Raw genomic sequence first — 19,115 nt, 5'->3', positions numbered from 1 at the left:
TTTACCAATTCCGACGGGTGTGAGATCGAATGAACATTTATCTGTTAAACGGGCCAAATCTGAATCGCCTTGGCATGCGTGAGCCTGACGTATACGGCAGGACCACACTAGGGACCCTGGAAAAGGGACTTATTTCTTTTGCCGGCAGCCTGGGGATCCAACTGACAGCTAAACAGTCGAATCATGAAGGCGATATCATTGACTGGATCCATGAAGCCGGGGAAAAGGCCGACGGAATCATCATTAACCCTGCGGCATTTACCCACTACAGCTACGCGATTCGGGATGCCATAGCCTCGGTGGACATTCCGGCTGTGGAAGTTCATATTTCAAATGTTCATAAGAGAGAATCGTTCAGGCATGTGTCGGTAACAGCAGCTGTATGTGAGGGTCAGATTACCGGTTTCGGCACTGACGGGTACAGACTGGCGCTTCATTATTTTAAAGGAGGAGATACGGATGTCCAGACTTGAAAAACTGAGAGCGTTGTTTTCGGAAAAAGAGATTGACGGCATACTCATTATGAGTCCGACAAACCGCAGATATGTGACGGGATTCACAGGATCGGCAGGTGCGGCTCTGATTTCGGATTCGGAAGCTGTTTTTATTACTGACTTCCGCTATACGGAACAGGCGGCCGAACAGGCGGAAGGCTACCGGATCGTGCAGCATACCAGACCGATTCACGAGGAAGTGGCAGCTCAGGCGGAAGCGCTGGGTATTAAACGGCTCGGCTTTGAAAAAGACCATATGACGTACGGCACATTTGATACATATAAAAACGTCATAAATGGAGAACTCATTCCGGTTGCCGGTATGGTTGAAAAGCTCAGAATGATTAAGGATGAAAATGAGCTTCAGACAATCCGTGAAGCCGTGGAAATTGCAGACGCAGCCTTTTCGCACATCCAGAGTTACATACGTCCTGGAGTCAGGGAAATTGATGTCTCCAATGAACTTGAGTTCTTTATGAGAAAGCGGGGCGCTGTCTCCTCTTCCTTTGATATCATCGTGGCGTCAGGTTACCGCTCCGCACTTCCCCACGGTGTAGCGAGCGAAAAGAAAATTGAGCGGGGCGAACTGGTAACGCTTGATTTCGGTGCCTATTACAAAGGCTACTGCTCGGACATCACCCGTACCGTTGCTGTCGGAGAAGTAAGTGACGAGCTCAAAAAGATATACGATACAGTGCTTCAGGCACAGCTCAAGGGGATGGAAGGCCTTAAAGCGGGCATTACCGGCATTCAGGCTGATGCTCTGACGCGGGATTACATTAAGGAACAGGGCTATGGGGAATATTTCGGCCACTCCACCGGTCACGGTCTGGGGATGGAAGTGCATGAAGGTCCTGGACTCTCCTTCAAGTCCGATACGGTGCTCGAACCTGGCATGGTTGTCACAGTGGAACCGGGTATCTATGTTGCCGGTACGGGCGGAACGAGAATTGAAGACGATGCAGTAGTGACTGAAAACGGAAACGAATGTCTGTCCAAGTCCACAAAGGAACTGCTCGTTCTTGGAGAATAAATATTTGGCCGTCTGAATTACCGACGGCTTAATCGGGAGGAAATGAACATGATTTCAGTAAACGATTTTAAGACAGGCCTCACTATTGAAGTGGACAACGGCATCTGGCAGGTAATGGATTTCCAGCACGTAAAACCGGGAAAAGGTGCTGCATTTGTACGTTCAAAGCTTAAAAATCTGCGAAACGGCAGCATTCAGGAGAAGACGTTCCGTGCAGGTGAGAAGGTTGCCAAAGCACATATGGAAAACCGCAAAATGCAGTATCTCTATGCCAGCGGATCCACTCATACGTTCATGGATACACAGTCCTATGAACAGCTGGAGCTTCCCGAGGAACAGATTAAGACCCAGCTTAACTACCTGAAGGAAAACATGGAAGTTCAGATCCTCATTTACGAGGGAGAGACAATCGGTGTGGATGTTCCTCTCAACGTGCAGCTTGAAGTTACCGAAACCGAGCCGGGTATAAAAGGTGATACAGCATCAGGCGGAACGAAGCCGGCTACCCTGGAGACCGGCCTTACGGTACAGGTGCCGTTCTTCATTAACCAGGGAGACGTGCTTATCATTGACACTCGTGACGGTAAATACGTTTCACGGGCGTAACAGACAATACCATCTACTCATCGAGAAAGGCTGCTTTACAGGTTCCCGAATACGGGCCTGTGAAGCAGCCTTTTTTGTGCAGTGAAGGTTTCTGTTTCCTGCTTAACCGGTGCTATTCCACCCCTCTGACATTCCGGTACGATCCTCCATACCCTCCCTTACCCGGACAGAAAAGCAGTGCGTCCTTCAAATCCTCCCATAGGCTTCTGTTGCCGGGTCTTTTTCGGAGACAGGCTTCATAGGTATGAACAAAGGCATGTCTAACACCGGGGTGATGGGATGAAAGATTGGATGGAAGGACTGCAGACGGCGGTTGTCGTCATGGTTCTGCTCCGGGTATTTTCCGGACTGGCCGAACTGACTGTTGCAGGTCTGATACTGAAGTTCAACAACGTCGAAAAAGCCCTCGTACTGAATGCCATCCTGGCAGTTACCGGTCCGGCCGTGCTGATCCTCAGCGTGACGATCGGCGTCTACGTGCTGGCAGACAGCCTGTCTTTCTGGAAGATTGCCTTGATTTTTACCGGCGTACTTTTGATTCTTATTGGCGTAAAAAGTTAATCCATTTCCGCATAACCGCCAAAAGCAAACATAAATCTTGAGTGAGGACAACCATGTTCTCTCCATTGCGGGGTGAATTTATGAAGGAAGTGTTTGACGTATTGCCTGACACGCTTAAGCGTCTGCTGGCAGGAGTGCCGGAGCAGGTCAGGGACAAAGTGGAGGAAATCAGAATCCGGATTGGCCGCCCCCTGGAGATTATGACAGCTCAAAAGGCATTCCTTCTTCCTTATGGAGCAGAAAAACCTTATACAGTTACAGCCGAAGATGGTGCCTTTGTGCTCAGTTATCTTAGCGGCCATTCGGTCTACAGGCTTGAGGAGGAGCTGAAGCGGGGGTACATTACGATTCCCGGAGGCCACAGAGTCGGACTGGCAGGAAGAGTGGTGACGGAAAAAGGCTCGGTGAAAGGAATCAGGGATATCGGATCATTTAATATCCGGATTGCCCGCCAGTCTGTAGGAGCGGCAGAGCCTTATCTCGACCGGCTTACAGGACTGGGCGGGTGGAAGCATACTCTGATTGCAGGACCGCCCAAGACAGGGAAAACAACACTGCTCCGGGATATTGCAAGAATAGCAAGCCAGGGCTGTTATGAGAGAAAACTCCCTCCCTGCACCGTGGGAATCGTGGATGAGCGCTCCGAACTCGCAGGATGTGTGGAGGGGGTCCCGCAGCATGAGTTCGGCTACAGGGTCGATGTTCTCGACAGGTGCCCGAAGGCAGAGGGGATGATGATGCTTATCCGTTCCATGAGCCCGGATATTATCGTAGTGGATGAGCTGGGCAGGCCGGAAGATGCCGAAGCGGTTATGGAAGCTGTCCATGCAGGTGTTACTGTCATTGCCTCTGTTCACGGCAGCGGAATAAATGATGTCAGAGGCCGTCCAACCCTCCGGCAGCTTTTCGAACAGGAGGCGTTCGTTCAATACATTGAACTGACCGGGCAGAGCAGATTCCGGGAAGGTTCCCGGACGGGAGCTGGGAAGGATGCTCGTTCAGGGGGACTGAAGGTGAGAGTGAAATGAAACTGATCGGAATCGTACTTGTCATCCTGGCAGCAACAGCCATCGGCTGGGAATGGGCCCGGAGGCTGCAGTTCAGAACGAAACAGCTGAGGGATATCCGTTCCGGTCTTGAAGCCCTGGAGACAGAGATGGTGTACGGGCTTACTCCGCTTCAGGAAGCCTGCAGCAGGGTGGCAGGCCAGCTCAGGGAACCTGCGGCTTTTCTGTTCAGGGATTTCTCCCTGTCACTGGGCAGGGAAGAAAAGCTCGCTCCGGACGTCTGGGAGAGTACGCTCAAAAAAATGAAGCGGGTTCTGGAGCTGAAGCAGGGTGAATGGGACGTGCTTTCCCAATTCGGAAGAACTCTCGGGAGGCAGGATCTTGAAAATCAGAGGAAACACCTGCGTCTGGCTCTTACGTACCTTGAACAGCAGGAAAAGGAAGCACGGGAAAATCAGAAGAAACATGAATCCATGTATAAAAGCCTGGGGTTTCTGTGCGGAATCCTGCTCGCACTTATTATGCTTTAGCTCTGTGAGAGAGGAGATTGACAATGAGTTATGATATCAGCCTGATTTTTCAAATAGCAGGAGTCGGGATTGTCGTGGCGATGATGCACACCGTTTTAAAGCAGATGGGTAAGGAGGACATGGCGCAATGGGTCACACTGATTGCCTTTGTGGTCGTCCTGTTTCTCGTTGCCTCCGTTGTGGATGATCTGTTCCAGACAATCCGCAGCGTATTCCTCTTCCAGGGTTAGGGGGCGTTTGCGATTGAAATTATTCAGATTGTAGGTCTGGGGCTGATTGCCACCTTTCTCGCACTGGTTGTAAAGGAGCATAAACCGGTCTTTGCATTTTTGCTGACGATATTTGCAGGCATTATTATTTTCATCTTTCTGGCCGGGAAAATCAGTACAATTATCGCCATGCTTCAGGATCTTGCCGATAATGCAGGAATTAATATGGTTTATGTCCAGACGATCCTTAAAATTATCGGTATTGCCTACATCGCGGAGTTTGGGGCACAGATTGCCAAGGACGCCGGCCAGGGAGCAATGGCGTCGAAAATTGAACTTGCAGGGAAAGTGCTTATTATGATTATGGCTATTCCGATTATCACAATAATCATCGAGACAGTGATCGGCCTGCTGCCGGCATAAAAGGGGGAGAGGGAGGATGGGCAGGAAGACAGGAAACGTTCTTGCGGTTCTTATATTAACAGTAATCACAGCCTCATTCCTTTTTCCCGCTGCTGCCGTGGCGGAAGGAGAGGATGGGGGCCCGGCTGAAGGCGGCCCTGTCATGGAACAGGAAGAATTCATGGAGCAGCAGCTTGAACAGCTCGGCATAGAAGATATCAGGGAATACTGGGATGATGTTCTCCATAATTACGGGGGCTTTCTGCCGGAAAGCTACAAAGGGTCCCTGCTTGAATTTATACAGTCAGACAAGCCCTTCTCCCTAAAGGAATGGCTGTTCGGTTTTCTGAAATTCCTTTTCCACGAAATTATCGTTAACGGCAAGCTGCTGGGCACCCTGATTCTCCTAGCCATCTTCAGCATGATTCTTTCCCATCTCCAGCAGGCATTCGAGAAGCATTCCATCAGTAAAGTCGCCTATGCCATAACCTATATGGTGCTTCTGATCATTGCCCTGAACAGTTTCCACGTCGCCATACAGTTTACCCAGCAGACGATCGAGGCGATGTCCAACTTCATGATTTCCCTGCTGCCGCTGCTCCTCGTACTCATGGCAAGTACAGGGAGTATCACCTCTGTCGCACTTTTTCATCCGATGATTGTGTTTCTCGTTCACACGAGCGGGCTGTTTGTTCAGTATTTTGTACTCCCTCTCCTTTTTATGAGTGCTCTTCTGAGCATTGTGAGTACGATGACCGACCATTATAAAGTTACAAAGCTTGCGGATTTACTGAGAAATATCGCTGCAGGAGGTCTCGGGATTTTTCTTACTGTTTTTCTTGGTGTAATCAGTGTGCAGGGGGCAACCGCAGCTGTAGCTGACGGCATAGCCATAAAAACGGCAAAGTTTGTAACAGGCAACTTTGTTCCCGTCGTGGGCCGCATGTTTACTGATGCTGCGGATACAGTAATGGGCGCATCCGTTCTTGTGAAGAATACGGTCGGTGTGGCAGGTCTGATTCTGCTGCTGCTGATCTGTATTTTTCCGGCACTGAAAGTTCTTTCACTTGCCCTGATCTACTCGTTTGCCTCTGCTGTTCTGCAGCCTCTGGGCGGGGGCCCGATCATAGCTTCACTTTCCATTATCGGCAAGTCGGTTCTCTATGTTTTTGCTGCACTGTCGGCAGTGTGTCTGATGTTCTTTCTGTCGATTACGATCATGATTATTTCAGGAAACCTATCCCTTATGATGAGATAACGGCAGCTGTCAACAGCAGTCGGGAAGGAGGGCTTCATGGCATTTATAACGGAATGGGTAGCCAATATCATTTTACTTGTCCTTTTTGCAGCAATTCTGGAGCTTCTTCTTCCCAACTCCAGTCTGCAGCGCTATGTAAAGCTTGTGGTGGGACTTATGGTGCTGATGGTTATGATTCAGCCGGTACTCAGCATTTTTCATTCCGATCCCGAGGAATGGTTCCAGTCCATGGCGGAATGGGTGGATGAAGGGTACGGCGGTCAGGAAACTTCCATAAATCAGAAGAAAATGGATATAGAGGATGGGACACGTGCATATATTTCTGAATACATGGCTGTCCTATTAAAAAGACAAGTTTCAGATGATCTGAACAACAGGTTTGGAGTGGTGCCTGCATCGATTGAAGTGGAAATGGATCACTACACTGAAGGAGAAGAAGTTCTTGAAGGGGTTGGAGCAGTAAGGATCACACTGACAGAACGCCTCGAGGAAGTGGAAGGCGACAGTGAAGTGACGGACAACCTGATCGTTCCGGTGGAAACCGTTGCCATTCTTCCTGCTGACGAAATCACCGGACCGGATGAGGGTCAGGGAGATGCTGAAACATCAGATTCAGGATGGCTGGGGGAGATTCGAAATTATCTGGCCGGAGCCTGGAGCATCCCGGAGGAACTCATTGAGGTAGAGATGAAAGGAGGGGGATCCCGTGACTGATGATAAGAAGAAACGTTCATGGCTTGATCAGTACAAGGATACTGGGAAGTGGAAAAAAGTGAATGTCAAATATCTTCTTGTTCTCCTGTTTCTTGGTCTGTTCTTTATGATAGTAAGCAGCGCATTTACTTCGGACAGTGAGGATGAGGCAATGATTCCGGCTTCCGGGCTGGAGGAAAATAATTTCAGTGAGCAGGATGAGGAAGCCGAACCGGTGTTTAAATCCAAAAGTACAGATGGGCCTATGACGATGGGCGAGTATGAATCACTGTACGAGTCCCAGCTGAAAAAAGCACTCGAGCAGATGGTCGGTGTGTCTGATGTCATGGTCGTAGTTAATCTTGCAGAAACAGAAAAGCAGATCTATCAGACCAACGTTAATTCAAAGGAGCAGCTCACTGATGAAACGGACCGGGAAGGCGGAAAACGCCAGGTCCAGGATACAACCAAGGATGAGCAGGTTGTAATCATCAGAAGCGGCGATAAGGAAGAACCACTCATTCAGAAGGTTGAAAAACCTGACGTCCGGGGTGTCCTTGTTGTTGCGAGAGGCGTTGATAATATACAGATCAAAACTTCAGTAGTAGAAGCTGTAAGCAGAGTGCTCGATGTTCCGTCACACAGAGTGTCAGTTATGCCCAAAAAAAATGAGGGGGAATCGTAATGGTACTGAAACGTCAAACGGTATGGCTTTTAACAATGCTGAGTCTGATTATCGTTCTATCTGTGTACTACATTAACATTAACAATCAGGATTTTGCCGGTGTACCGCAGGATCAAACCGGAGAAAACCAGGCTGCTGAAGGGGAAGACCTGGAAGCCCAGCTGCAGAACGATGAAAGTGTCACATTCGTTGAAATCGAAGATACTACAGCTGCATCAGGGCAGTCACAGTACAGCACCATGAGTGCCGACGAAATGTTTGAAATGATCCGTCTCCAGCGACAGGATGCCCGGGGCAAGGCCAATGAGGAATACGCCGATGTAATTGCCTCTGCCGAAGCCTCGGCAGACGTTCAGAGTCAGGCATTTGACGGACGTGAAGCACTTCAGGCCATGGCACAGAAAGAGGAACTGCTTGAAACGCTGATAAAGGCCAGAGGCTACGAGGATGCTCTTGTAATTACAGAGGACGGACAGGTCAGAATCTATGTAAAAGCAGACGGACTCTCAAAAGAGGAAGCCGTTCAGATCAAACGGCTCGCTTATGAGGAGCTGGGAGCAGACAATATTATGGTGGGCTATCAGTCGAATTAACGGAAGCACAGCAGAGCAGGGGATTCGTTCCTCTGCTTTTTTCTGTGTTCCCTGCGGTGATTTCCTGCACCAAACACGGATAGTTAATGATTTTATCGTTAACAGATGGTATAATTACCTCCTGTAAATGCTAACATGAAAAAGAGACTTGCCGAGAGTCAGGCAGTGGACAGGCCCGGCTGGAATCCCATCCGGGGTGAAGAAGAGGGATGATTGGACACATTATCAAAGATCATCTGAATTTGAAAGTAAAGGAGAGATCCGGCAAATGGAATGGTCTGATTTAACGGAAGGTGCCAAAGCGGTACTGGAACAGACGCGCAATATAAAGAATGATAAAATTCAAATAGTTGAATTTGACGTGGGTTTTAATCAGGAAGAGGATGCTGAAGAGGGTACGGAGCCGATCTCCATTCAGGAAGAAGACTACCAGAGTCTTAAAAAGTATACTCAGGAAAATGAGTACGGAGAAAAGTACCACATGGCGAGAAACAAGAATACGGTTAAAATCATTCTTCTTGAAAAAGGGAAGATTCCCGACAACCTGTCTGAAATCCCCGTCTTCAGAGAATACAAAATTGAGAAAGCTGTTAAAACAGAAGAGCCTGCCGAAGAGCAGTAAGCCGATGAAGCGGTGCCGTCCCGCCGGAAGCCTCCTCGCGGGGGCAGGTGGAGGCACCGCTGTTTGATAGGTGTTTCTGCGTGGAGGGATTTGACAGCGCTTTCCCGGAGCTGTGAACCCCATTCAAAACAGAAGGCCGTTTTCGAATGAATAAATTGCTGCTTTTTTAGATTGAAGCGAAAGGCGGCAACTCTGGAGGGAAAAGCAGGATCTGAAGTCCCCGAAGGGTGATTTTCCCGAGGAGGCTGAGGTCCTGCCCGCGGAAAGCGTCCGCATGCAGTGGAAATAAAACAGGAGTGTTTACGAAACAGAAAAATACTTTTCAATTACAGAAAAGTACGGTAGCATGAAAATTAGGACTTGCTCATAATACATACCGTTAACGCCCTGGTTATTACCGGGACAGGCAAACATACGGAAGATTTGTACAAGGAGTGAATGAAATGTTAAAAATCCAGGAAATCCGTGAACTGATCAAATTAATTGACCAGTCAAGCATCGATGAATTTAAATACGAACAGAATGGTGAAAAAATCACCATGCGTAAACAGGTTAAAGGAGCAGAAGGAGCCGGCCAGACTGTCGTCAGGGAAGTACCCCAGGCTGCAGCACCACAGCCGGCACCTGCAGCACCTCAGCAGGCCGAAGCTCCTGCACCACAACAGGAAGCAAAACCCGAAGCAAAGTCCGAAAGCGGCGAAAAGGACAGTTCTGACAGGGAAGGTCTTCATGCGATCACCTCTCCTATGGTAGGAACCTTTTACGAAGCACCATCACCTGATTCGCCTACATACGTGAACCAGGGTGATAAAGTGAAGCCTGATTCAGTGGTCTGCATTGTTGAAGCCATGAAGCTGATGAACGAAATCGAAGCTGAAGTTAAAGGTGAAGTTGTGGAAGTGCTCGTTGAAAACGGCCAGCTCGTGGAATACGGCCAGGAACTGTTTCTGGTTAAACCGGAGTAGGGGATGACGCGTATGATAAAGAAACTGCTTATAGCCAACAGAGGAGAAATTGCTGTCCGGATCATCCGGGCCTGTCAGGAGCTTGGGGTTGAGACGGTAGCTGTCTATTCACAGGCGGATAAGGAAGCCCTTCATGTACGGATGGCTGATGAAGCCTATTGTATTGGTCCCACCTCGTCAGCGGAAAGTTATTTGAATTTCACAAACATCATGAGTGTAGCCACGCTGACTGAAGTGGACGCGATCCATCCAGGCTACGGATTCCTTGCTGAGAATGCCGATTTTGCAGAGATCTGTTCTGCTTGTAATATTACTTTTGTCGGTCCGTCACCTGAAGCAATCAGTCAGATGGGGACAAAGGATGTTGCAAGAAAGACGATGGACAAAGCAGGCGTGCCGGTCGTACCGGGTTCTGACGGTATTATTAAAGATGTTGAAGACGGGGTCAGGATTGCCGAGGGAATTGGTTACCCTGTCATTATAAAAGCAACTGCAGGGGGCGGCGGTAAAGGGATCCGTGTCGCCAAAGATGAAAAAGAGCTTCGAAAAGGCATTTCGGTTACACAGAATGAAGCAAGAGCAAACTTCGGAAACCCTGGTGTTTACCTGGAGAAGTTTATTGAAGACTTCCGTCACGTGGAAATTCAGGTACTGGCCGATACCCATGGAAATACGATTCACCTCGGTGAACGTGACTGCTCCATTCAGCGACGCCTCCAGAAACTTGTGGAAGAGACGCCGAGTCCGGCCCTCACTAAGGAGAAACGTGCGGAAATGGGAGGAGCTGCCGTTCGGGCAGCGGAAGCTGTGGATTATGTGGGAGCAGGGACAGTTGAGTTCATTTATGACCACAATACCGGTGACTTTTACTTTATGGAAATGAATACAAGAATTCAGGTTGAGCACCCTGTAACTGAAATGGTAACGGGAATCGATCTGATTAAAGAACAGATTCTTGTGGCTTCAGGACAGAAACTTGCCCACTCCCAGGAAGATGTTACTTTTAACGGCTGGTCGATGGAATGCCGTATTAATGCTGAGAACCCGGACAAAAATTTCATGCCTTCCCCGGGGAAAGTGGAAATGTATCTCCCGCCGGGCGGTCTTGGTGTCCGTGTCGACAGCGCCGTTTATCCGGGCTATACGATCACACCGTTTTATGATTCAATGGTTGCAAAAGTCATCACTTATGGTGAAACACGGGATGAAGCCATTGCAAGAATGAAGCGTGCCCTTGGAGAATTCGTTATTGAAGGTGTGGACACGACCATTCCGTTCCACCTGCGCCTGCTTGATCATGAGGTTTTCGTGAGCGGTGATTTTAATACGAAGTTTTTGGAAAACTATCCGTTAAAGCCGAAAAGTGACGACGAGTAAGGGAGGTAATGTAATGAAGGACAATCAGCTGATTGATATGACCGATGGTCATCATGATCTCGGAAAAGTAGAGATATCCCCTGAAGTCATTGAGGTCATTGCGGGACTGGCAGCTTCCGAAATCGACGGTGTCGCTACGATGCGTGGAAATTTTGCCTCGGGTGTTGCCGAACGCCTCGGTCGCAAAAGTACGCACGGCAAAGGGGTAAAAGTTGATCTTCAGGACGAGGGAATCAACGTCGATGTTTTTGTCATTACGAACTACGGCGTTTCCATTCCCGATGTCTGCAAAAAGGTCCAGGAAAATATTTTTCAGACACTGAAAAATATGACGGCTATTGAACTGAAAGGTGTCAATGTTCATGTCGTAGGCGTCCAGTTTGAAGAAACGAAAAAAGAAGATCCTGAGGGCGACGGAAAATAGCACAGAAAAACCTGAAGGGTACCAATTCCTTCGGGTTTTTTATCTGGCAGAGCAGAAGAGGTCGCTCCTCCAGGGCGGGGGACCGCCCCTTCTGAAGCTGTGCGGGTCTCGTGCCGTCTGCTGCATGCACACCCGTCAGAGTTGAAAGAGTGTTCGGATTATACGGTCAGACTGTATTGGCACCGCCGGATGTGCTATATTTTAAAGTAGTATGGATTTTTGTAAGCTATAAAAGGAGACGTAACAATCATGAACCGAAGAGTGGCGCGAATCAAAGCAGTCCAGTCCCTGTATCAGATCGATATGACGGGCGTTGAAAATGAAGAAGCAATCGATGCTGTACTTGAAGAAGATGAAGAGGTAACACCTTTTCTTCAGTCTCTTGTAAAAGGTACAGTTGAGCATACCGCCGAGATTGATGAAGCACTGAACGGTGCAATGGAGCACTGGACAATCGGCCGTGTGGCAAACGTTAACCGTGCCATTATGCGCATGGCTGTCTATGAAATGAAATGGGAAGATGATATTCCGGTAAATGTAAGCCTTAATGAAGCGATTGAACTCGCCAAAGGGTTCAGTGCTGACGAAGAGTCGGGCCGCTTTGTAAATGGTGTGCTTTCAAAAATTGCTGAAGGTCTTCCGAAAGAATAATTACTGAGAACCCGGTAAGACTTTCCCACAAAAAGCCGACCCGGGTTTTTTCCGTACCTGCGGATGCTTTTTTATCAAGGCTGTTTTTTTCTCTTTTCGGAAAGATTGTTTTTTACATAAGTTAACGCGAAAGGCACCGACTCCAGCGACGAACGCTTAATCCTTGATTAAGCGTCCACCTGCAGCGTGAAAAACAGCAATCTGTACGAAAAGAGCGTTAATAAAATATCAAATATATATAACAAAAGGGGAGAACCAGGATGACCGCTGAAATTATTTCAGGCAAGGAACTTTCCGCGCAGAAGCGCGAAGAAATGAAGTACCGTACACAGGAACTGAAGGAACAAGGCATTATACCGGGGCTCGCCGTTATACTTGTTGGGGAGGACCCTGCTTCACAGTCTTACGTCAGAGGAAAACAGAGGGCCTGTGAGGAGACGGGCATTCACTCGGAACTCTACGAACTTCCGGAAAGTACGACAGAGGAAGAACTGCTGGGCCGGATCAGGGAATTGAACGACGCACAGCACATCGATGGAATACTCGTACAGCTTCCACTCCCGTCCCATATTTCGGAAGATGCCGTCATTGACGCCATTGTTCCAGAGAAGGATGTTGACGGTTTTCATCCTGTAAATATTGGCAGAATGATGATCGGCAGGGAAGCTTTTCTGCCCTGTACACCCGCAGGAATCGTTGAAATGGTGAAATCAAGGGAAATTTCAATCGAGGGACGCCACGTTGTGGTCATCGGGAGAAGTAATATTGTCGGAAAGCCTGCCGGCCAGCTGTTTCTCAACGAAAACGCAACCGTTACATACTGTCATTCCCGTACTGAAAACATGAAGGAAATTGCAGCCCAGGCGGATATTCTTGTGGTAGCTGTGGGGAAAGAGGAATTTGTCGGCAGGGAATACATCAAGCCGGGAGCGGTGGTCATCGATGTAGGTGTTAACCGCAACAGTGAAGGTAATCTTACGGGTGATGTAAAGTTTGAAGAGGTGAAGGAAGTGGCTTCCTATCTTACTCCGGTTCCTGGCGGCGTAGGTCCAATGACCATTACCATGCTACTTAACAACACAATAGAATCAGCACAAAAACGCAGGAGATAGCAGGAGGAACGTTATGCAGCAGAATTATCTCACCGTTTCCAGTCTCACAAGGCAGATAAAACGCCTGATTGATGATGAACCTGTGCTTCAGAACGTCTGGATCCGGGCGGAAATTTCAAATTTTAAAAAACACAGCCGGGGTCACATGTATTTTACGCTCAAAGATGAAAATTCCCGAATCCAGAGTGTAATGTTTGCAGGGAGTAACCGTTTCCTGAAATTCCTGCCGGAAAACGGGATGAATGTTCTGGTAAGAGGTGACGTGAGCGTTTATGAACCTCATGGGCAGTATCAGTTTTACGTAAAGGAAATGCAGCCTGACGGAATCGGAAACCTGTATCTGGCTTATGAGGAATTAAAGAAAAAACTCGAAATCAAAGGGTATTTCAGTGAGGAACGAAAAAAGCCGATTCCGGCTGTTCCTTCATCAATTGCGGTAATTACATCGCGGACCGGGGCTGCTGTACGCGATATACTTACGACATTAAAAAGGCGCTATCCGGCGGTTAAGATTACGCTTCTCCCTGTACTTGTTCAGGGACCCGGTGCAGCTCCCTCCGTGGCTAGGGCAATCCGCCAGGCAGGGGAAGCAGGAATGTTCGATGTCATAATTGCAGGCCGGGGCGGCGGTTCAATCGAGGAACTCTGGGCCTTCAATGAGGAAATCGTGGCAGATGCGATTTTCGATAGTCCTGTCCCGGTCATTTCAGCCGTAGGGCATGAGACAGATGTGACAATCAGTGATTTTACTGCAGATCTGCGCGCCCCGACACCCACAGCTGCAGCAGAGTTGGCAGTTCCGGATGTAAAGGAGCTGGAGGAGAGAATCAGAGGTCTGAAAATGCGTGCTGTAAGGGCAGCCGGTGAACAAACCGCCCGGTTAAGAGAACGGTTATCGCGTCTTGATCAGTCCTACGCCTTCCGTTACCCTGGAAAGCTGATCAGCCAGAAGGAACAGGAGCTCGACAGACTGATGGATTCTCTGCAGAAGGGAACCACCCGCCTGGTCCAGTCAAAACGGGAGTCGCTCAAATTCGCACAGCGTTCCCTGCGGCAGGCACATCCCCGTCACCGAATCCACCGGGAGGCCGACTCCTTAAAGAGGATGCATGAGCGATTTAAAGCTGCAGCTTCCGATTTCCAAAAGTCAAAAGAGGAAACACTTCAGCGCCAGCTGTTTAAGCTGGATGTTCTCAGTCCACTTAAAATGATGGAGAGGGGCTACAGCCTTGCCTACGACAGCAGCGGAAGTCTCCTTAAAAGCACGGAACAGGCACAGGAGGATGACCCGGTAACGATCCGGCTGGAAGATGGGCTGCTTTACGGAAAAATAACCGGAAAAAAAGAAGATAAAATCCAATTTTCCAAGAGAGGTGAAGAGAATGAGTGAACAGAACGAACAGGTAACTTTTGAAGAAGCGATGGAACGTCTTGAAGAGGTAGTTGAAAAACTGGAGGAAGGGGATGTACCGCTCGAAGAAGCGATTCAGATGTTTCAGCGGGGAATGGACCTTTCAAAATACTGTCATGAGAGGCTGAAGAAAGTGGAAGCCCAGATGGATCAGATTCTGAATGAAGACGGGGAAATTGAAATACTGACGATTGAAGAGGAACAGACAAGTGAGTGAGCAGCAGACGCTGTCGCGGTTTCTTGAGGATCAGAAGGAAGAGGTGGAACGGCGTCTCCCTGGCTACGTTGCACACCTTGATTCCCCGGAAGTGCTCGTTTCCGCCATGAGATATTCCCTTGAAGCAGGAGGGAAAAGGCTCAGGCCGATCCTCCTTCTTGCCACTCTTGAAGGCTATGGAGTCAGCCTGGAAAAAGGATATGACACGGCGTGTGCAATAGAAATGGTTCATACGTATTCCCTGATTCACGATGACCTTCCTGCAATGGACAACGATGATATGAGGAGAGGAAAGCCTACAAATCATATTATTTACGGGGAGGCAATGGCCATTCTGGCAGGTGATGCCCTTCTTACCCAGAGCTTTGAAATCATCAGTAAATCAGCCTACCTGAACGATTCGGAAAAGGCAAAACTTATCCTCCACCTTGCTCAGGCAGCGGGGCCTAAAGGAATGGTTGGCGGACAGGTTGCTGATATGGAGGCGGAAAAAAAGAGCGGTCTTGAAGTATCTGATCTTGAATACATTCATCATCACAAAACCGGAGATCTGCTTGCTTTTGCCATTGAAGCAGGCGCCATTATTGCTTCGGCCGATGAAGAAGAATGCCTTCTGCTGAGGCGGTTTGCCAAAAACCTCGGTCTTGCCTTCCAGATCAAGGATGATATTCTTGATGTTGAAGGAGATGCAGAGGAAATGGGGAAACCTGCGGGCAGCGATGAAACCAACGGAAAAACCACCTATCCCAAACTGCTGGGGATGGAAGGTGCAAAAGAAAAGCTGGACATGCATATTCAGAATGCGAAGGAATATTTATTACAAATAAAAAAAGACCACAAACTGCTTCATGAACTGACCCGCTACGTTGCGGAGAGAACAAGATAGCATAAAATTCCACTGGTGGAAAGGCCTGTTTTTTCTGTCACGGGTTGCTCATTGTCTCTGAAAATCGTATCATGTTATACTATAGATAGCCGGGTGGTGCAGTATTCTAGTCGGTTCTCCATTCTCGAAAGCGGGCCTAAAAATCCGCTAAAGGGCACATCGATGAAGTTCCTGGTTTTGGCTTGAGGCGCCCAGCTTTGGGTCAATTCCGGGAGTAAAGGCTGTAGGGCGATCCACAAAGGCATGTGGGCGATGACCCTGCAGCCGCGGAGGCCTTGCGTTGTGGCTGCTCTTCCCGGAGAAAGCTATGACGTGAGGTATGAACCTGCCGCGCGAGTAGGGAACTCGTGGGCAGCGTAGCCTGCCTTGAGTGGACAGCGAGGGGATTGTGAATACTAAGATTGTATACTGGTATGATCATATGAAATCGCGTCTGCAAAAGAGGATAGAGGATGGTTAGGAACTGCCGGGGAAAACCCCTAGACTGTTCCATCGGACATTTAAAGGGGATTATAGTGCGTACTAAGTGGCAATCCAGTCTGGCGCCTGGCGACAGCGCCAAGACGGGTTTAAAGGGAAACCGCCACGGCGGCGACGCCGAGGTATCCGTCTGGGAAAACCTACTGGACCTAAGACGCAGTCTTTACTCTTTAAATGACCACTCGGATACATATGACGCAGGTTACCGGCTCCTATTCACAGAGCCCGGACTTGACTGTCCCGTGAGGAGCCGTATCAAAGGCGGCGGTATAGAGCACCGCCTGTATACTTTTAAATACAGCAGGCTCTCGGTGAAGAGCTATACTTAATGATAAGGACCGATGTTCTGCCTATGAAGGAATCTGTAAGACAATCACTTAACTGGAGCTGGATGATTGCCGTTATCACTTTGGTGTTAGCGGCAATTTTTGCAATTATCTCAACCTCCGTCCTGAGCGGGGTCGCATGGGGCATCGGGATGCTCATTGTGTTTATTATTGTCCTGACAGGGGTAATATTTGATACGATAGGGGTAGCTGCGACTGCGGCTAATGAAAAGCCCTTTCACGCCATGGCTGCCGAACGGCTGCCAGGCGCAAAGCAGTCTGTACATATTACCCGGAACGCGGACAAGTTTGCTAACTTCTGTAACGATGTCATTGGAGATATCGCCGGTGTCATCAGTGGTACGGCATCGGCCTACGTGGTTCTTCAGCTTGCTGTCCAGATGGGCCACGGCGAAGGATCGACCGTGCAGTTTATCATCAGCGTGATTTTTACGAGTGTCGTGGCTGCGCTCACTGTAGGCGGGAAATCCGTGGGCAAGACTCTTGCCATAGAGTACTCGACTCCCATTATCTATCAGGTGGGTAGATTATTTTATTTATTAGAGGTAAAATTAAAGATAACCATTTTCAGCGGGAATAAGGGAAAAAAGAAGGGCAAGAAGAAAAACAAACGAAAGTGAGGGTTTTTCTTGGATTTAACAACGATCAAAGACCCTGGATTTCTGAAAAATTACAGCAACGAACAATTAGAGGATACGGCACAGCATATCAGGGATTTCCTGATTAACAAGCTGTCTGTCACCGGCGGCCACCTTGGCCCTAATCTCGGTGTAGTAGAGCTGACCCTTACACTTCATCAGCTTTTCGACAGCCCGAAGGATAAATTCCTCTGGGATGTCGGTCATCAGGCCTATGTGCACAAAATTCTCACAGGACGTGCAGGCCAGTTCGATTCACTCAGGCAGTATCAGGGGCTGTGCGGATTTCCGAAACGGTCCGAAAGTGTCCATGATGTCTGGGAAACGGGCCACAGTTCCACCTCGCTCTCCGCAGCGATGGGTATGGCACTGGCACGCGATCTGAAAGGTACGGACGAAAGCGTGGTAGCTGTCATCGGTGACGGTGCCCTGACAGGCGGTATGGCACTTGAGGCTATGAACCACATAGGCCACGAGCAGACCGACCTGATTGTGGTGCTTAACGACAATGAAATGTCCATTGCTCCAAACGTAGGTGCGCTTCACAGCGTACTCGGCCGTATGAGGACAGCCGGGAAGTACCAGAAAGCCAAGGAAGAGCTGGAAATGCTCATTAAAAAGATTCCTGCATTCGGCGGACGGCTGGCTTCCACAGCCGAACGTGTGAAAGACAGCCTTAAATACCTGCTTGTTTCCGGAATGTTTTTTGAGGAACTGGGCTTTACCTACCTTGGTCCTGTAGATGGGCATGATCTTGAGGATCTGCAGTCAAATATGAAATACGCCAAGAAAACAAAAGGGCCGGTACTTGTCCATGTGATTACGAAAAAAGGAAAAGGCTACAAACCTGCCGAGCTCGATGCAAAAGGAACCTGGCACGGTCTTGGTCCATATAAAATTGAGTCCGGTGAAGTAGTGAAGAAACCGGGACCTCCAGGCTACAGCGCAGTTTTTGCCAACACCCTCAAAAAGGTTGCAAGGCAGGACGACCGTGTAGTTGCCATTACGGCAGCGATGCCGGGAGGAACAAAACTCGATGAATTTGCCAAGGAGTTCCCGGACAGGATGTACGATGTGGGGATTGCCGAACAGCACGCTACAACGATGAGTGCCGGTCTTGCAACCCAGGGTTTAAAGCCTGTGTTTGCCGTGTACTCCACATTTCTCCAGCGCGGTTACGACCAGCTCGTGCATGATGTATGCCGGCAGAACCTGAACGTCTTTTTTGCCATTGACCGTTCCGGGCTTGTTGGTGCCGATGGTGAAACACATCAGGGGGTCTTTGACATCTCCTATCTGCGTCACCTTCCGAACATGAAAATTCTTATGCCCAAGGATGAAAATGAACTCCAGCATATGATCTTTACAGCTGTCAATATTGATGACGGTCCTGTAGCTGTCAGATATCCCCGGGGCAACGGTTACGGGGTTCATATGGATGAAGACCTCAAGCAGATCCCTGTGGGACAATGGGAGGTACTGAAGGATGGAAATGACCTGACCATCCTTACATTTGGAACAATGATTCCCGTAGCGATGGATGCAGCGGAACGCCTGGAAGCAGAAGGCGTACACGTGGAGGTTGTTAACGCCCGTTCCATTAAGCCTCTGGATGAAGACATGCTCAAACAGATTGCGATGAAAAATAAACCGGTCCTCACGCTTGAAGAACATGCTCTGCTTGGCGGCTTTGGAAGTGCCGTTCTGGAATTTTTCCATGAAAATCACTTTCATTCCGTTACTGTCGAACGGATGGGAATTCCGGACAGATACATTGAACACGGGGGAGTTCCCCAGCTGTGGGAGGAAATTGGCCTGACACCTGCCAATGTTGCCGACCGTGTGATGGATATCATCCCACGCAGACAGCAGCGTGCATGACTGACAAAGGATAAACTGGAGAGACCTTAATAT

The 19,115-nt window shown here is 48.9% G+C and carries 23 protein-coding genes; all 23 read left to right on the top strand.

Translation table 11 applies throughout. The features are described from left to right. The first annotated feature begins 29 nt into the window (after nt 1-29). Entirely contained in the window at nt 30-473 is a 444-nt protein-coding gene (aroQ, locus tag FGB90_RS05600; RefSeq protein ID WP_138809547.1) for a type II 3-dehydroquinate dehydratase, read from the top strand. Continuing rightward, entirely contained in the window at nt 460-1,527 is a 1,068-nt protein-coding gene (locus tag FGB90_RS05595) for a M24 family metallopeptidase (RefSeq protein ID WP_138809546.1), read from the top strand. Before aroQ ends, FGB90_RS05595 begins: the two co-directional genes overlap by 14 nt. Nucleotides 1,528-1,575: 48 nt before the next feature. Beyond that, entirely contained in the window at nt 1,576-2,133 is a 558-nt protein-coding gene (efp, locus tag FGB90_RS05590; protein WP_138809545.1) for an elongation factor P, read from the top strand. 279 nt (nt 2,134-2,412) lie between these two features. Beyond that, nucleotides 2,413-2,694 carry a YqhV family protein gene (locus FGB90_RS05585; protein ID WP_138809544.1) on the top strand — a complete coding sequence of 94 codons (282 nt, stop codon included), beginning with the start codon at nt 2,413-2,415 and terminating at the stop codon, nt 2,692-2,694. An 80-nt stretch (nt 2,695-2,774) separates the two neighbouring features. After that, nucleotides 2,775-3,722: a stage III sporulation protein AA gene (gene spoIIIAA, locus FGB90_RS05580; protein ID WP_138809543.1), complete on the top strand. Its 948-nt coding sequence runs from the start codon at nt 2,775-2,777 to the stop codon at nt 3,720-3,722. After that, nucleotides 3,719-4,231: a stage III sporulation protein SpoIIIAB gene (gene spoIIIAB / locus FGB90_RS05575; protein WP_138809542.1), complete on the top strand. Its 513-nt coding sequence runs from the start codon at nt 3,719-3,721 to the stop codon at nt 4,229-4,231. Before spoIIIAA ends, spoIIIAB begins: the two co-directional genes overlap by 4 nt. Nucleotides 4,232-4,254: 23 nt before the next feature. After that, entirely contained in the window at nt 4,255-4,461 is a 207-nt protein-coding gene (gene spoIIIAC, locus FGB90_RS05570) for a stage III sporulation protein AC (RefSeq protein ID WP_110518601.1), read from the top strand. 12 nt (nt 4,462-4,473) lie between these two features. After that, nucleotides 4,474-4,863 carry a stage III sporulation protein AD gene (spoIIIAD, locus tag FGB90_RS05565; protein WP_138809541.1) on the top strand — a complete coding sequence of 130 codons (390 nt, stop codon included), beginning with the start codon at nt 4,474-4,476 and terminating at the stop codon, nt 4,861-4,863. Nucleotides 4,864-4,879: 16 nt separating this feature from the next. Next, nucleotides 4,880-6,100, top strand: a complete 1,221-nt coding sequence (spoIIIAE, locus tag FGB90_RS05560) for a stage III sporulation protein AE (protein ID WP_138809540.1) — start codon at nt 4,880-4,882, stop codon at nt 6,098-6,100. Between the two features lie 36 nt (nt 6,101-6,136). Continuing rightward, on the top strand, nt 6,137-6,814 hold the full coding sequence (gene spoIIIAF / locus FGB90_RS05555; RefSeq protein WP_138809539.1) for a stage III sporulation protein AF: 678 nt from the start codon (nt 6,137-6,139) through the stop codon (nt 6,812-6,814). Further along, nucleotides 6,807-7,478 carry a stage III sporulation protein AG gene (spoIIIAG, locus tag FGB90_RS05550; RefSeq protein WP_138809538.1) on the top strand — a complete coding sequence of 224 codons (672 nt, stop codon included), beginning with the start codon at nt 6,807-6,809 and terminating at the stop codon, nt 7,476-7,478. The genes spoIIIAF and spoIIIAG overlap by 8 nt, the downstream gene beginning before the upstream one ends. Next, nucleotides 7,478-8,071, top strand: a complete 594-nt coding sequence (locus FGB90_RS05545) for a SpoIIIAH-like family protein (RefSeq protein ID WP_138809537.1) — start codon at nt 7,478-7,480, stop codon at nt 8,069-8,071. Before spoIIIAG ends, FGB90_RS05545 begins: the two co-directional genes overlap by 1 nt. A gap of 268 nt (nt 8,072-8,339) precedes the next feature. Continuing rightward, nucleotides 8,340-8,693 (top strand): hypothetical protein, encoded by a 354-nt coding sequence (locus tag FGB90_RS05540; protein ID WP_138809536.1) that lies wholly within the window; start codon nt 8,340-8,342, stop codon nt 8,691-8,693. Nucleotides 8,694-9,136: 443 nt separating this feature from the next. Further along, nucleotides 9,137-9,658 carry an acetyl-CoA carboxylase biotin carboxyl carrier protein gene (gene accB / locus FGB90_RS05535; protein WP_138809535.1) on the top strand — a complete coding sequence of 174 codons (522 nt, stop codon included), beginning with the start codon at nt 9,137-9,139 and terminating at the stop codon, nt 9,656-9,658. 12 nt (nt 9,659-9,670) lie between these two features. Next, nucleotides 9,671-11,035, top strand: coding sequence for an acetyl-CoA carboxylase biotin carboxylase subunit (gene accC / locus FGB90_RS05530; RefSeq protein ID WP_138809534.1), 1,365 nt, complete (start codon nt 9,671-9,673; stop codon nt 11,033-11,035). 13 nt (nt 11,036-11,048) lie between these two features. Beyond that, nucleotides 11,049-11,459, top strand: coding sequence for an Asp23/Gls24 family envelope stress response protein (locus tag FGB90_RS05525; RefSeq protein ID WP_138809533.1), 411 nt, complete (start codon nt 11,049-11,051; stop codon nt 11,457-11,459). Nucleotides 11,460-11,708: 249 nt separating this feature from the next. After that, nucleotides 11,709-12,110, top strand: a complete 402-nt coding sequence (nusB, locus tag FGB90_RS05520) for a transcription antitermination factor NusB (protein ID WP_138809532.1) — start codon at nt 11,709-11,711, stop codon at nt 12,108-12,110. A 260-nt stretch (nt 12,111-12,370) separates the two neighbouring features. Continuing rightward, nucleotides 12,371-13,222: a bifunctional methylenetetrahydrofolate dehydrogenase/methenyltetrahydrofolate cyclohydrolase FolD gene (gene folD, locus FGB90_RS05515; RefSeq protein WP_138809531.1), complete on the top strand. Its 852-nt coding sequence runs from the start codon at nt 12,371-12,373 to the stop codon at nt 13,220-13,222. 13 nt (nt 13,223-13,235) lie between these two features. Beyond that, nucleotides 13,236-14,612: an exodeoxyribonuclease VII large subunit gene (gene xseA / locus FGB90_RS05510; RefSeq protein WP_138809530.1), complete on the top strand. Its 1,377-nt coding sequence runs from the start codon at nt 13,236-13,238 to the stop codon at nt 14,610-14,612. Beyond that, nucleotides 14,605-14,850 carry an exodeoxyribonuclease VII small subunit gene (locus tag FGB90_RS05505; protein ID WP_138809529.1) on the top strand — a complete coding sequence of 82 codons (246 nt, stop codon included), beginning with the start codon at nt 14,605-14,607 and terminating at the stop codon, nt 14,848-14,850. The genes xseA and FGB90_RS05505 overlap by 8 nt, the downstream gene beginning before the upstream one ends. After that, nucleotides 14,843-15,736, top strand: coding sequence for a polyprenyl synthetase family protein (locus tag FGB90_RS05500; protein ID WP_246056059.1), 894 nt, complete (start codon nt 14,843-14,845; stop codon nt 15,734-15,736). Before FGB90_RS05505 ends, FGB90_RS05500 begins: the two co-directional genes overlap by 8 nt. An 832-nt stretch (nt 15,737-16,568) precedes the next feature. After that, a complete protein-coding gene (locus FGB90_RS05495; RefSeq protein WP_138810040.1) occupies nt 16,569-17,183 on the top strand; it encodes a hypothetical protein in 615 nt (204 codons plus the stop codon). Nucleotides 17,184-17,192: 9 nt separating this feature from the next. After that, nucleotides 17,193-19,082: a 1-deoxy-D-xylulose-5-phosphate synthase gene (gene dxs, locus FGB90_RS05490; RefSeq protein WP_138809528.1), complete on the top strand. Its 1,890-nt coding sequence runs from the start codon at nt 17,193-17,195 to the stop codon at nt 19,080-19,082. Nucleotides 19,083-19,115: the final 33 nt, after the last annotated feature.

This window comes from Alteribacter natronophilus (assembly GCF_006007885.1).
Taxonomy (GTDB): Bacteria; Bacillota; Bacilli; order Bacillales; family Salisediminibacteriaceae; genus Alteribacter; species Alteribacter natronophilus.
The sequence above is the reverse complement of the archived record's forward strand: the minus strand, read 5'-3'. Positions and strand labels throughout refer to the sequence as shown.

Bases quoted from the DNA above. Each gene is read 5' to 3' on its own strand.
- folD (WP_138809531.1), top strand. From the start codon at position 12,371: ATGACCGCTGAAATTATTTCAGGCAAGGAACTTTCCGCGCAGAAGCGC.
- nusB (WP_138809532.1), top strand. From the start codon at position 11,709: ATGAACCGAAGAGTGGCGCGAATCAAAGCAGTCCAGTCCCTGTATCAG.
- FGB90_RS05540 (WP_138809536.1), top strand. From the start codon at position 8,340: ATGGAATGGTCTGATTTAACGGAAGGTGCCAAAGCGGTACTGGAACAG.
- spoIIIAF (WP_138809539.1), top strand. From the start codon at position 6,137: ATGGCATTTATAACGGAATGGGTAGCCAATATCATTTTACTTGTCCTT.
- xseA (WP_138809530.1), top strand. From the start codon at position 13,236: ATGCAGCAGAATTATCTCACCGTTTCCAGTCTCACAAGGCAGATAAAA.
- FGB90_RS05495 (WP_138810040.1), top strand. From the start codon at position 16,569: ATGAAGGAATCTGTAAGACAATCACTTAACTGGAGCTGGATGATTGCC.
- spoIIIAC (WP_110518601.1), top strand. From the start codon at position 4,255: ATGAGTTATGATATCAGCCTGATTTTTCAAATAGCAGGAGTCGGGATT.
- spoIIIAA (WP_138809543.1), top strand. From the start codon at position 2,775: ATGAAGGAAGTGTTTGACGTATTGCCTGACACGCTTAAGCGTCTGCTG.
- FGB90_RS05595 (WP_138809546.1), top strand. From the start codon at position 460: ATGTCCAGACTTGAAAAACTGAGAGCGTTGTTTTCGGAAAAAGAGATT.
- FGB90_RS05525 (WP_138809533.1), top strand. From the start codon at position 11,049: ATGAAGGACAATCAGCTGATTGATATGACCGATGGTCATCATGATCTC.
- FGB90_RS05505 (WP_138809529.1), top strand. From the start codon at position 14,605: ATGAGTGAACAGAACGAACAGGTAACTTTTGAAGAAGCGATGGAACGT.
- FGB90_RS05545 (WP_138809537.1), top strand. From the start codon at position 7,478: ATGGTACTGAAACGTCAAACGGTATGGCTTTTAACAATGCTGAGTCTG.
- FGB90_RS05585 (WP_138809544.1), top strand. From the start codon at position 2,413: ATGAAAGATTGGATGGAAGGACTGCAGACGGCGGTTGTCGTCATGGTT.
- spoIIIAE (WP_138809540.1), top strand. From the start codon at position 4,880: ATGGGCAGGAAGACAGGAAACGTTCTTGCGGTTCTTATATTAACAGTA.
- accB (WP_138809535.1), top strand. From the start codon at position 9,137: ATGTTAAAAATCCAGGAAATCCGTGAACTGATCAAATTAATTGACCAG.
- efp (WP_138809545.1), top strand. From the start codon at position 1,576: ATGATTTCAGTAAACGATTTTAAGACAGGCCTCACTATTGAAGTGGAC.
- spoIIIAB (WP_138809542.1), top strand. From the start codon at position 3,719: ATGAAACTGATCGGAATCGTACTTGTCATCCTGGCAGCAACAGCCATC.
- aroQ (WP_138809547.1), top strand. From the start codon at position 30: ATGAACATTTATCTGTTAAACGGGCCAAATCTGAATCGCCTTGGCATG.
- accC (WP_138809534.1), top strand. From the start codon at position 9,671: ATGATAAAGAAACTGCTTATAGCCAACAGAGGAGAAATTGCTGTCCGG.